8 protein-coding genes are annotated in these 12,972 nt (G+C 73.2%); 3 read left to right on the top strand and 5 right to left on the bottom strand.

Annotation, left to right across the window (positions count from 1 at the left end; all coding sequences use genetic code 11):
• Nucleotides 1–137 precede the first annotated feature (137 nt).
• The 3 genes from AB0I21_RS51520 to AB0I21_RS51510 all read left to right on the top strand — a co-directional run bounded on the left by AB0I21_RS51520 (nucleotide 138) and on the right by AB0I21_RS51510 (nucleotide 5,713).
• Nucleotides 138–3,356 carry a UvrD-helicase domain-containing protein gene (locus tag AB0I21_RS51520; protein ID WP_360572433.1) on the top strand — a complete coding sequence of 1,073 codons (3,219 nt, stop codon included), beginning with the start codon at nucleotides 138–140 and terminating at the stop codon, nucleotides 3,354–3,356.
• Between the two features lie 490 nt (nucleotides 3,357–3,846).
• On the top strand, nucleotides 3,847–4,257 hold the full coding sequence (locus AB0I21_RS51515; RefSeq protein ID WP_360572431.1) for a hypothetical protein: 411 nt from the start codon (nucleotides 3,847–3,849) through the stop codon (nucleotides 4,255–4,257).
• Nucleotides 4,258–4,504: 247 nt separating this feature from the next.
• Nucleotides 4,505–5,713, top strand: a complete 1,209-nt coding sequence (locus AB0I21_RS51510) for an ATP-binding protein (RefSeq protein WP_360572429.1) — start codon at nucleotides 4,505–4,507, stop codon at nucleotides 5,711–5,713.
• A 6-nt stretch (nucleotides 5,714–5,719) separates the two neighbouring features.
• Here AB0I21_RS51510 and AB0I21_RS51505 read toward each other — a convergent pair whose 3' ends face one another.
• The 5 genes from AB0I21_RS51505 to AB0I21_RS51485 all read right to left on the bottom strand — a co-directional run bounded on the left by AB0I21_RS51505 (nucleotide 5,720) and on the right by AB0I21_RS51485 (nucleotide 12,570).
• Complete coding sequence (locus AB0I21_RS51505; protein ID WP_360572427.1) at nucleotides 5,720–6,895, bottom strand: VWA domain-containing protein; 1,176 nt, start codon at nucleotides 6,893–6,895, stop codon at nucleotides 5,720–5,722.
• Entirely contained in the window at nucleotides 6,888–7,217 is a 330-nt protein-coding gene (locus tag AB0I21_RS51500; RefSeq protein ID WP_360572425.1) for a hypothetical protein, read from the bottom strand. The genes AB0I21_RS51505 and AB0I21_RS51500 overlap by 8 nt, the downstream gene beginning before the upstream one ends.
• A gap of 73 nt (nucleotides 7,218–7,290) precedes the next feature.
• Entirely contained in the window at nucleotides 7,291–9,933 is a 2,643-nt protein-coding gene (locus AB0I21_RS51495) for a DUF5682 family protein (protein WP_360572423.1), read from the bottom strand.
• Nucleotides 9,926–11,053, bottom strand: a complete 1,128-nt coding sequence (locus AB0I21_RS51490; protein WP_360572421.1) for an AAA family ATPase — start codon at nucleotides 11,051–11,053, stop codon at nucleotides 9,926–9,928. The genes AB0I21_RS51495 and AB0I21_RS51490 overlap by 8 nt, the downstream gene beginning before the upstream one ends.
• Nucleotides 11,050–12,570 (bottom strand): DUF5691 domain-containing protein, encoded by a 1,521-nt coding sequence (locus AB0I21_RS51485; RefSeq protein WP_360572419.1) that lies wholly within the window; start codon nucleotides 12,568–12,570, stop codon nucleotides 11,050–11,052. Before AB0I21_RS51485 ends, AB0I21_RS51490 begins: the two co-directional genes overlap by 4 nt.
• Between the last annotated feature and the right edge of the window lie 402 nt (nucleotides 12,571–12,972).

Genomic DNA, 12,972 nt, shown 5'->3' with positions numbered 1-12,972 from the left:
CAGGCGCCGCTTGCCCTGCCTCGCGTCTCGGCGCGGGCAGTGCGTCGCGGAGCGGCGCATTGGGGTGCGGGTGAGAATCCCCGCCGGGACCCGCCGCGCCAGCGGTGGGGCGGAAGCACGATGTGACAGTATTCGGCGTGCCTTCGAACGTCGCCGACCACTCGTTCGTAGCCGATCTGCACATCCACTCGAAGTATTCCCGGGCGTGCAGTCGCGACCTCAGCATCGAGACGCTCACCTGGTGGGCCCGGCGCAAGGGCATCACGCTGCTCGGCACCGGCGACTTCACCCACCCCGCCTGGCACGACCACCTGCGGGAGGCGCTGGTCCCGGCGGAGCCGGGCCTGTTCCGCCTGCAGCCGGACCGTGAGGCGGAGATCCTGCGGCGGCTGCCGGGGCGGCTGGCGAACGCGGCCGACGGGGCGCCGGTGCGGTTCATGCTGTCGGTGGAGATCTCCACGATCTACAAGCGGGGCGATCGGACCCGCAAGGTGCACCACCTGGTGTACCAGCCGGACTTCGAGGCGGCGGGGCGCTTCAACGCCGCGCTCGGCAGGATCGGCAACCTCGGGTCCGACGGGCGGCCGATCCTGGGGCTCGACTCGCGGGACCTGCTCGAGATCACGCTGGAGGCGAGCCCCGACGGGTTCCTGGTGCCGGCGCACATCTGGACGCCGTGGTTCTCCGCGCTGGGGTCGAAGTCGGGGTTCGACGCGATCGCCGACTGCTACGGCGACCTGGCCGGGCACATCTTCGCCGTGGAGACGGGCCTGTCGTCCGATCCGGCGATGAACTGGCGGGTGTCGTCGCTGGACCAGTACCGGCTGGTGTCCAACTCGGACGCGCACTCGCCGCCGGCGCTGGCTCGCGAGGCGACGCTGCTGACCAGTGAGCTGGACTACTTCAAGGTGCGGGACGCGTTGCGCACCGGCGACGGCCTCGCGGGGACGATCGAGTTCTTCCCTGAGGAGGGCAAGTATCACGGCGACGGGCACCGGGCCTGTGATGTGAACTGGCTGCCGGCTCAGACCCGCGAGGCACAGGGCCTGTGCCCGGTCTGTGGCAAGGCGCTCACGGTCGGCGTGCTGCACCGCGTCGAGGAGCTCGCCGACCGGCCGGATGGGTACGTGCCGCCCGGCGCGCCGCAGGTCACGCACCTGATCCAGCTGCACGAGATCCTCGGCGAGATCCACGGCGTCGGTGCGAAGTCCAAGACCGTCGACACGCAGCTGGCGTCGCTCGTCGCGGAGCTGGGCTCGGAGCTGGCGATCCTGCGCGAGGTCCCGGTCGACGAGATCAGCCGCGTGGGCGGGGAGCTGCTCGGCGAGGGCATCGGCAGGTTGCGGCGCGGTGAGGTGCGGCGCACGCCGGGCTTCGACGGCGAGTACGGGGTCATCAAGCTCTTCGAACCGGACGAGCTACGGTCCCGTGGCATGCAAGAGGACGTGCTGTTCGACGTACCGATGCCGCAGCTGCCGAAACAGCGCAAGGCTGAGCCCACGCCGAAGCCGGCGCCGAAGCGACGCCGACCGGCGCCCGCCGCGGCACCCGAGCCCGCGCCGCCGATCTCGGCGCCCGCGTCGCCGCATGAGCCGCTCGAGCCGATGCTGGCCGGGATGGAGGAGGTCGGGACGGGGCTGCTCGACCGGCTCGACGCGCTGCAGCGGGTGGCGGCGTCGGCGCCCGGCGGGCCGCTGCTGATCGTGGCCGGACCCGGCACCGGCAAGACGAGGACGTTGACGCATCGCATTGCGTACCTGTGCGCCGAGCTGGACGTGTATCCGGAGGAGTGCCTGGCGATCACGTTCACCCGGCGGGCCGCGGAGGAGCTGCGGGAGCGGCTGGAGGGCCTGCTCGGGCCGGTGACCGAGGCCGTGACGGTGTCGACGTTCCACGCGCTGGGCCTGTCGATCCTGCGGGAGAACGCGCCGGCGGTCGGGCTGACGCAGAAGTTCCGGATCGCGGAGGAGGCCGATCTGCTCGCGGCCCTCGACCCGCTGCCGGAGCGGGAGGCGCGGCGGGCGCTCGCGGCGATGGAGCCGTCGACCGTGGAGGCGCTGGCCAAGGCGCTGCGGGCGAAGGACATGGTGTCGCTCGACGAGCTGCTGACGCTGAGCGTGCAGCTGCTCACCGAGTCGACGGCGCTGGTCGACCGCTACCGCGACCGGTGGCAGTGGATCTTCGTCGACGAGTATCAGGACGTCGACCCCGTGCAGTACGAGCTGCTGCGGCTGCTCTGCCCGCCCGGCGGCAACCTGTGCGCGATCGGCGACCCCGACCAGGCGATCTACTCCTTCCGCGGCGCGGAGGTGTCGTTCTTCCTGCGGTTCGCGACCGACTTCTCGACGCCAGACATCGACGCGCGGGTCGTGCGGCTGACCCGCAACTACCGCTCGTCGGCGCCGATCCTGGCCGCGGCGGTGCAGGCGATCGCGCCGACGACGCTGGTGCCGGGGCGGCGGCTCGATCCGGCGCGGCTGGACCTCGAGGCGCCGATGGTCGGGCTCTACCCGGCGACGTCGGTCGCGGACGAGGCGGACTTCGTCGTCCGTACCGTCGACGAGCTGGTCGGCGGGCTGTCGCACCGGTCGCACGACAACCGGGTCGACTCGCGGGCGACGGTCGGCGCGATGTCCTTCTCCGACATCGCCGTGCTGTACCGGACCGATTCGCAGGCGGCGCCGGTCGTGGACGCCCTGGCGCGGGCCGGCGTGCCGGTGCAGAAGCGGTCGCACGACCGGCTGCTGGACCGTCCGGGTGTCGCCGCCATCGCCCGCGAGCTGCGGTTCGCGACGGGGCTCGGCGGATCGATCGCGGCGCGGGTGCGGCTGGCCGGGCAGGTCGTCGCGGGTCGCTGCGGGCAGCTGGACACCGACGTGATCGGGCTGACCGAGGCGGACGTGTGGACGGCGGTCGAGCTGATGACGCCGCCGGCGTTGCGGGCGGGCAGCGACCTGGACGAGTTCCTGGGCGCGCTGGCCACGGGGGCCGAGGTCGACGGCTGGGACCCGCGGGCGGACCGGGTGACGCTGCTGACCCTGCACGCGTCGAAGGGCCTCGAGTTTCCGGTCGTGTTCCTGGTCGGCTGCGAGGACGGCCTGCTGCCGTTGCGGATGCCCGGCTCGCAGGGCCGCTCGGAGGACGACGTCGCGGAGGAGCGGCGGCTGTTCTTCGTCGGGCTGACCCGGGCGCAGGACCGGCTCTTCCTGTCGCACAGCCGGACCCGTTTCCGCCACGGCTCGGAGCGGGAGATGGCGCCGACGCCGTTCCTGTCGTCCATCGATCCCGGGCTGTTGGAGCGGCGGGGTCCCGCGGCACCCAGGAAACCCAAAGACCGGCAGCTCCGGCTCATCTGAACGGGCTTCTGTCGCTTATCCGTGAGGCGAAAGTGTCGGGGGGTGGCGCTACCGTAGCTGCATCGACGCAACTAGGCTGCCTTGAGCTTCGCGGGAGCAGGAGGATCACATGTCCGGTTACGGACCGCCGGGCCCGTACCAGGGCCAACCCCAGGACCCCTGGCAGGGTGGCCAACAGGATCCCTATGGCCAGCCGGACCCTTACGGTCCGCCGCCCGGGCAATACGGGCAGCCGGACCCGTATGGTCAGCAGCCTGACCCATATGGTCAGCGTCCGGACCCGTATGGCCAGCCTCCGCAGTGGGGTCAGCAGCCGCAGTCGGGTGGCCCCTATGGGGGCAACTACGGGCAGACGGGCACCTATCAGCAGCCGGCCTATGGCCAGCCGCCCGGCCCGGGCCCCGGCCCCGGTGGAGACCAGTGGGGTCCGCCTGCCGCCCCGCCGCGGCGGAGGGGCTCCGGCGGCACGGTCGCGCTCGTCATCATCCTGGTGCTGCTGCTGTGTGGCGGTGGCGCCGCCGGCATCTGGTATGTCCTGAAGAACGACAAGACCGGCCCCGCGACCACCTCGCCGACGACGGCGGCGCCGAAGCCGAGCGGCTCGGGGAAGGCGTCCACGAGCGCGGCGCCGAGCGGCGGCGCCTCCTCGCCCGGTGGCGTGCAGGCGGGCGACGCGAAGACGGTCAAGGTCGGCGAGTGCCTGACCAACACCGGCACCGCGACCGCTCCGGTGATGCAGAAGACGACCTGCGCGGCCGGCACGTTCGAGGTGTTGAAGCGGATCGAGGGCACCTCCGACAAGGAGAAGTGCAACGGCGTCACCGGCTACACGCACAACTACTTCTTCAAGGCAACGCCGGAGACGTTCTCCTTCGTGCTTTGCATGAAGCTCCGGAGCTGACCCTTTCGCCCTGTTTTCGACGGCGCGCCGGGCAACGGCGCGCCGTCGAACTTTTTGGGACCCCCCTTGCACTGGGCCCCTCAGACCATGTAGTACATTAGTTCGAGCTGGTGAACAGGTGTTCGATCACCTTGTTATAAGCCTGTCTTGCGTCTGCCCTAGACTTCGCTAGACAAGGCACGACACGCCACAAGGATGTTCTATGCGGTTCTAGCGTTTTGGCTAGAGACGCCGATACGGTGCGATCGTGGACCCCGTTCGAAACCCGTATGCCCCCGGTGCAGGCCAGCGCCCACCGGAGCTCGCCGGTCGCGACCGCGAGCTGCAGGCCTTCGAGGTTGTCCTCGAGCGCGTCGCCCGCGGCCGCCCGGAGCGCTCGCTGATGCTGACCGGCCTGCGTGGCGTCGGCAAGACCGTCCTGCTCAACACGCTGCGCTCGCAGGCGATCTCGCGGCTGTGGGGCACCGGCAAGATCGAGGCCCGGCCCGACCAGTCGCTGCGCCGGCCGCTGACGGCGGCGCTGCACATGGCGATCCGCGAACTGGCGCCGCACCACCGCGCGCCCGACCGGATCGACGAGTTCCTCGGGGTGCTGAAGGCGTTCGCGATCCGCGAGGACCCCAACAAGCCGCCGGGCAAGCTGCGCGACCGGTGGCAGCCCGGGATCGACGTGCCGGCCACCACCGGTCGGGCCGACTCGGGCGACATCGAGATCGACCTGGTGGAGCTGTTCACCGACGCGGCCAGCGTCGCCACCGACGTCGGCACCGGCGTGGCGATCTTCATCGACGAGATGCAGGACCTGTCCGCCGAGGACATCTCCGCCATGTGCGCGGCGTGCCACGAGCTGTCGCAGACCGGTGCGCCGCTGATCGTGGTCGGCGCCGGGCTGCCGCACCTGCCGGCGCTGCTCACGGCGTCGAAGTCCTACTCCGAGCGGCTGTTCCGCTACCAGCGCATCGACCGGCTCGACCGGATCGCCGCCGACCTGGCGCTCACCGCACCCGCGATGCGTGAGGAGGTGGAGTACGAGGCGAAGGCGCTGGACGCCCTCTACGAGGCCTCCGGCGGCTACCCGTACTTCGTGCAGGCCTACGGGAAGGCGACCTGGGACCACGCGCCGCACTCGCCGATCACCGCGGCGGACGTCCGGGTGGCGGCGCCCGAGGCCGAGGCGGAGCTGGCCGTCGGCTTCTTCGGCTCCCGCTACGAGCGCGCCACGCCGGCCGAGCGCGAGTACATGCGCTCGATGGCCACCCTCCTGCCCGCCGTCGACGTCTCCGAGGCCGTGCCGACCGCGGAGATCGCCCGCTCGCTCGGCCGGCGCCCGGCGAGCCTCTCCCCGGCGCGGGACGCCCTGATCAAGAAGGGGCTCATCTACTCCGGCGAGCGCGGCACGGTCGCCTTCACCGTGCCGCACTTTGCCCGGTACATCCGCTCGCAGCCCGCCGACTAGATCGCCCTAGGTTTTCGACTTCTCGATGACGCCGCGCAGGTCGCGGCGCTCGATGGCGGCGGCCATCAGGTCGGGGAAGACGTCCGGCGTACAGGCGAACGCCGGCACTCCGAGCGCCGCCAGGGCCGCCGCGTTCTCGTGGTCGTAGTCCGGCGCGCCCTCGTCGGACAGCGCCAGCAGCACGATCACCTGCACCCCGGCGGCCGTCATCGCCGCGACGCGCCGGAGCATCTCCTCGCGGACGCCGCCCTCGTACAGGTCGCTGATCAGCACGAAGATCGTGTCCCGCGGCCGGGTGATGAGCTGCTGGCCATACGCGATGGCCCGGTTGATGTCGGTGCCGCCGCCGAGCTGGGTGCCGAACAGGACGTCGACCGGATCCTGCAGCCGCTCCGTCAGGTCGACCACCGCCGTGTCGAACACCACGAGCGACGTCTTCAGCGACCGCATCGACGCGAGCACCGCCGCGAACACGCCCGAGTACACGACCGACGCCGCCATCGATCCCGACTGGTCCACACACAGCACGATGTCCCGCTGTACCGACTGGGCCCGCCGGCCGTAGCCGACCAGCCGCTCGGGGACGACCGTGCGGTGCTCGGCCTGGTAATGCTTGAGGTTCGCCCGAATGGTCCGGTTCCAGTCGATGTCGTGGTGCCGCGGCCGGTTGATCCTCGCCGCCCGGTTGAGCGCCCCGGCCAGCGCGGTCCTGGTCGGCTGTGCGACGCGCCGCTCCAACTCGGCGACCACCTTGGCGACCACCTTCCGCGCGGCCCGCTTGCTCTTGTCGGGCATGACCCGGTTCAGCGACAGCAGCGTGCCGACGAGATGCACGTCGGGCTCGACGGCGTCGAGCATCTCCGGCTCGAGCAGAAGCCGGGTCAGGTCGAGCCGCTCGATCGCGTCGGCCTGCATCACCTGCACGACCGTCGAGGGGAAGTACTGCCGGATGTCCCCCAGCCACCGCGCGACCCGCGGCGCCGACGCACCGAGCCCCGCGCCGCGCTGGCTGCCCGTGCCTTCCCCGCCGTCGTACAGCGCGCCGAGCGCCGCGTCGATGGACACGTCCGCGCCGGTCAGCCCGTAGCCGGTGCCTTCACCGCCGGCCGCCCCACCGAGCGCGAGCCGCCAGCGCCGGAGCCGCTCGTCCGTGTGCTGCTCGTCGCCGTGCTGCTCATCCATGGTCCGCCCCCTTCGCCCGCCGCCGTTCGTCCTGCTGCGGAATCCACCGCGAACCGGACCGCCCACCGCACTCGCCGCGTCCCTCCTGCACGCGGCTGCGCTCAGCCACGCCGTCGCGCCGCGGAAGCCGCCGACCAGACCGCCCCTGACAAGTGATCACGCCGTCGGGTTCGGTCACGCCGCAGGTGCGGCGCATACCGGCGGATTCGGTCACGCCGCGCGGGCGCTCCATGCCGTCGGGTCCGGTCACGCCGCGGGTGCGGCGCATACCGGCGGATTCGGTCACGCCGAACGGGCGCTCCATGCCGTCGGGTCCGGTCACGCCGCGGGTGCGACCTGAGGCGTCGCGGCCGGTCGCGCTGGGGCGGGGTCCTACTTCGGTCGCGCTGCTGTGGTCAGGCATGTCGGAGCTCCTTGCCCAGGAGGCGGGCCACCACCGGGAGCAGCAGGGCGCCGCGGTCGGGGTCGACCTGGTCGTCGTGGTCGCCGGAGCGGGGGCGGCCGCCGGTGCCGATGTGGGCGGCCCGCTCGCCGATCATGCGGCGCTGCGGGGCCGGGTAGCCGCTGAACGTGCGGCGCAGCAACGGCAGCGCCTCGACGAACGCGTCGGCGGGGATGCCCGTCAGCCAGGCGTCGACCAGCGCGAGCAGCCGCTCGTCGTGGACCAGCAGCAGGCCGTCGCCGGCGAGGAAGCCCTCGATCCAGGCGGCGGCCTTGGCCACGGGTACACCCACGGTCAGGACCAACGCCATCCTGGCGCCGATCTCGTCGGCGTCGACCGCGCCCGCGTCCAGCAGCAGCCGGCTCATCCGCCCGGTGAGCAGCCCGTGCAGGTCGTCGCGGGTGGACAGGCTGCCGAGCAGCGCCTGCCAGCGCCCGCTCGCGTCGGCGTCGTCGATCAGCGCGAGCGCGCCCTGCACGCCGTCGATCCGGTCGCGCATCACCGTGGCCGCCGCGTCGTCGAGCCCCCCGACCGCCGCGGGCAGGCCGACGCAGACGCGGGTGATCATGCCGAGGGTCACGGACCGCAGGGCGGAGAGGTCGGTGCCGCGGACGTCGCCGTACCGCAGCGTCCGGGCCAACGCCGGCAGCGCATCCATCAGGTGCGCGACATCGGCGTCGAGCGCCATCCGCTCGTCCAGCGCGTCGAGCACGCCGGGTAAGGCGTCGGACAGGTCGGCCAGCAGGCACCGCTCGACCAGCGCGGTCACGTCCGCGAGCGTCTCGGCCTCGGCGGCCTGCTCGGCGACGCGGGCCGTCGCCGCCTCGCGGACCGTGGTGCCGTAGACGCCGGCCTCGACGAGGTCGACCGCGAACTCCGGCTGCCACGCGATCTGCCACGACTCCCAGAACGTGCCCCGGCCCTTGCGGTTGGCCAGCACCTGACCCCACTCCACGCCGAGCAGTCGCAGCCGGTGCAGCAGCTGGCTGCGCTGCAGGTCGAGGTCGCGGCGCAGGTCGAGGTCGATCTCGCGGCTGCTGACCGCCGGCTGGAGCCGCAGCCTGCGCTGGCTGCTGGCCACGTCCTTCGCGATCGGCACGCCCGGCGTCTGCTCCGGCACCCGCCCGAGCCGGTCGCCGACGACCAGCCGCCGGTTGATCAGGCTGAGCCGCAGGTCGTCGCCGTCGCACAGCACCGCGTGCGCGGCGTCGGTGACCTCGGCGAGCCCGGCGAGCGGCCGTCCCCGCATCGTCGCGAGCGCCTCGGCGAGTCTCGTCGCCTCGATGACGTGGGCGCTGGAGACCGGGACGCCGTCCTTTCGCAGTACACCCGCCGCCTTCACCAACCATCGGGCCACGACGTGCTCGTCCACCGCCGTGAACAGGTGGTGATACCAGCCCGGCGAGCGCACTCCGGCCCCGTACCCCTGCCACGACGCCAACCTGTTGTGCGTCCACGGCACCCAGGTCATCGACACCTTGACCTTCGGCAGCCCCTTGAGCACCGCGGCATCGGAGGACGCGCTGGGCAGCGGCGCGGTCAGCGCGGGCACGTGCCACGCCCCGCACACCACGGCGACCCTTTCGAACTCCTTCACCGCCGCTCGCAGCGATTGCCGCATGTACGCCTCGCGCCGCTCCTCATCGACCCGCTCCGCCTCGGGCGGTGCGGGCGCGTGGGCCCTGACGACGGTCATGGCCTCGGCGATCGCCTCGAACGGCGCGACGGCCGCGGCCAGCTGCCCGGCATCGATGTCGTCGCCCGGCGCTCCCTCCGGCGCCATCGTGACCGGCGCTCCCTCCGGCGCCATCGCGAACAGCGCCCCCGCCTCGCCGGCACGCAACTCGGCGCCTGCAACGTCGCCGTCCCCGCTTCGCTCCGTCGCTCTGCCCTCGCCACCTTGACCGTGACCGCCCACAGCACCGCCACCGTCCGCGGCTTGGACGCCCCGGCCCGCAGGTTGGGCGCCACCGGCCACTGGTTCCGCGGCGGTCGCTCCTTGAGCGGCGGTCGCTGCTTCCGCGGCGGTCGCTGCTTCCGCGGCGGTCGCTGCTTCCGCGGCGGTCGCTGATTGAGCGGCGGTCGCTGATTGAGCGGGGGCGGGGTCGAGGGTGGCCGGCGTCAGCGGGGTGCCCGGTTCGCGGCGGTGCTCGACGACGTCTTCCCACCAGCGTTCGGGGTCGTCGTAGCCGGCGGCCTCGGCCAGGGCGCCGATCGGGTCGACCCGCACCACGTCGTCGGCGGGGGTCGGCGCGGACGGCGTGCCCGACGCGAGGCGGATCGCCGCGGGCAGGTCGATGAACCGGACGGGGATGCCGCACGCGACGGCCCAGCGGATCGCCTGCCACTCGGGGGAGAACTCGGCGAACGGCCAGAACGACGCCCGCAGCTTCGGGTCGGGGTTGTCCGCCGGGTACGCGAGCAACGCCACCGGGGCGCGCATGTCCTCATCGCCCGCGAACGGGACCAGCGGGTCGGCCTCCGGAGGGCCTTCGATGAGGATCACGTCGGGGCGGAAGGCCGAGAGGGCGCGCCGCACCGCCCGGGCCGACCCTGGCCCGTGGTGACGCACGCCGAGCAGCAGCGGATCACTCACCGCGACGGGCCGCCCGGTAGAAGTCGCGCCAGCCCTCGCGCTCCCGGATCACGGTCTCCAGGTACTCCTGCCAGACGACCTGGTCGGAGACCGGATCCTTGACGACCGCGCCGAGGATGCCGGCGGCGACGTCGCCGGCGCGCAGCACCCCGTCGCCGAAGTGCGCGGCGAGGGCCAGGCCGTTGGTGACCACGGAGATCGCCTCGGCCGTCGAGAGGGTGCCGCTGGGCGACTTCAGCTTGGTGCGGCCGTCCTCGGTGGCGCCGTTACGCAGCTCGCGGAAGACGGTCACGACCCGCCGGATCTCGTCGACCGCCGGCGGCAGCTCGGGCAGCTCCAGGGCCTTGCCCAGCGCCGCGACCCGGCGCGACACGATGTCGACCTCCTCCTCGACCCCGGCCGGCACCGGCAGCACGACGGTGTTGAACCGGCGGCGCAGCGCCGAGGACAGCTCGTTGACCCCGCGGTCGCGGTCGTTGGCCGTGGCGATGACGTTGAACCCCTTGCGGGCCTGCACCTCCTCGCCGAGCTCGGGCACCGGCAGGGTCTTCTCCGACAGGACGGTGATCAGGCTGTCCTGCACATCGGACGGCACGCGGGTCAGCTCCTCGATCCGCGCGATCTTGCCGTCGGCCATGGCGCGCAGCACCGGGCTGGGCACGAGCGCGGCCCGGCTGGGCCCTTCCGCCAGCAGGCGGGCGTAGTTCCACCCGTAGCGGATGGCCTCCTCGGGCGTGCCCGCCGTGCCCTGGACCAGCAGCGTCGAGTCGCCGCTGATCGCCGCGGCCAGGTGCTCCGACACCCAGGTCTTGGCGGTCCCCGGCACACCGAGCAGCAGCAGCGCCCGGTCGGTGGCGAGCGTCGCGACGGCGACCTCCATCAACCGCCGCGACCCGACGTACTTCGGGATGATCACGGTCCCGTCGGCGGCGGCCCCGCCGAGCAGATACGTCACGACGGCCGCGGGGGACAGCCGCCATCCCGGTGGCCGCGGGCGGTCGTCACCGGCGGCCAGCGCGGCCAGCTCCGCGGCGAACTCGTCCTCGGCGTGCCGCCGCTGGACTGCCTGCACGTTCTCAGCCTCGGTCGCGGTGTCGGCCTCGTTCACGGTCACGGTCACGCGAGCTCCTCGAGCATGTCTTGTCGGAACCGGAGGGTGTCGGCGAATCGGCCGACGATGGAGGACATCGGGTCATCGGACGCCAGGCCGGACGCGAGCTTCGCGGCCCGGTCGGCGGCGTCGGCGGGAAGTCGCAGCGCGGCCAGCTCGCACAGGCCGGCGAGCCGCCACCCCGCCGAACGCCGCCCGCCGAGGTCGTCGAGCGCGGCGAACACCGCCTCGAGCAGCGCCGACGGCCACGGTCGCGGGCACAGCTCCAGGACGTGCTCGACGCCGACGGCGGCCGCGCCGGCCAGCCCGCGACGGAGCACCTCGACCGCGATCGCGGAGAGTGCGTCGGACGGCAGGGCGTCGTACAACGCCTCCAGCAGCAACCGGTCATCGGGCCGCCCACCGGCCGCGACCTCCTCGGTCAGCTGCCCGGTGAGCGCCGTCGCCCATCGTGCGTCGCGCTGCCCCGCCGCGGCCCGCGCCAGTCCGCGGCGCAGCACGGCGGCCCACTCGTCGGTCACCGGCAGCCGCAGGAACTCCTCAGGCTCGCCCCACACCCGCAGGGGAGTCCGCGTGAGCAGCTCCTCCAGCCACCAGGCCCGCTCACCGACCCCGACCGGCGGCCGGGGCGTGATCCCGTCGCGCCGCATCGCCTTGTCGCACGCGGCCGGCGGCGTGACCATGATCCGCCCGCCGCTGATCCGCACGCATGCCGTCGACCGCTCGGCCATCCGCCGCGCATACGCGCTGTCCGGCAGCAACGCGAGCAGCTCCACCGCGGCCGCACGGACCTCCTTGCGTCGATCGTCGAGCGCGGTCTCCAGGATCGGCTCGTCGTCACCGGACAGGCCGGTCGCCATCGCGCCGAGCAGCGCGGCCCGGTCGTCGGGCGTCTCGGCGGGCCAGGCCGTGCGCAGCAGGTCGCGCGCCGCACCGGGGTCCCGCCGCCGCAACGTGGTCAGATACCCCACCCGGCGCCCGATCGACCCGAGCTCCCAAGCGCTGCCGTCGTCAACGGGCCCGTCGACCGCGGTGGTGACCAGGTAGCCCCAGTCTGGCCGCTGCGCCGCCAGCCACGCCGCCCGCGGCCCGCCCACCGAAGCGATCAGCCCCCGCAGGACCCGGTGCCGCCGCCCGACCTCCAGCAGCGCCGGCAACAGCTCACCGGGCACCCTCCTGGCCCCGACCGCGCTGAGCCATTCGGCGAGGAGCTCCAGTCGCCCATCCGCATCACGTACTGGAGTCGCGTTGCTCGACCCATACCCCGCCGCGTCGACCGCGAGCAGGTCCGCCGCCCGCGCCGAGGCAGGCCAGGGCACCAGCGGAATCCCCGAGTCGTCGGGCGCGGGCGCCGGCACCGGCACCCCGGCCCGCGCCGCGATCCCGGCCCGCCGATACATCGTCAACGCCGCCGCCGCGTCGAGCAGCACCTCGGCCGGGTCCCCGTCACCCGCCGCAAGGTGCCGCCGCTGCGTGCCGACCAGCGCCGTCGCCAGGACGTCCCCCCACTCCGGAAGCTCGCTCACGACACCTCCCCCTCACCAAGATCGAGCCCCACCGGCCATCCCCCGAACGCGCCCCCGCCCGCCACCCGCACCCCCGCCAGCGACCCGGCAGCACCACCCACCGACGACAGTGCCCGAACCGCGCCACCACCCGCCGACCACCGCGCCGACCACATGGCCGCGACAGCCACCGGCAACAGTGCCCGAACCACAGCGCCGCCACCCGGCGACCACCGCACACCCGCGACAGCCACCGGCGACAGCCCCCGAACCACAGCGCCACCTGCCGAGCGCTGCGACCCAGCTGCGGGCACGCCGACCCCCGACCACCGCGCAGCCGGCGACAACTGTGCCCGAGACGCGCCGTCAACGGTCACCGGACACCCTGGCGCGGCACCAACGGACGACCCTCCCACAAGACCT

Origin of the sequence: Dactylosporangium sp. NPDC050588 (genome assembly GCF_040654975.1) — a bacterium.
In the GTDB taxonomy this organism is placed as follows: Bacteria; Actinomycetota; Actinomycetes; order Mycobacteriales; family Micromonosporaceae; genus Dactylosporangium; species Dactylosporangium maewongense.
This window is presented reverse-complemented; position numbering and strand designations above follow the sequence as displayed.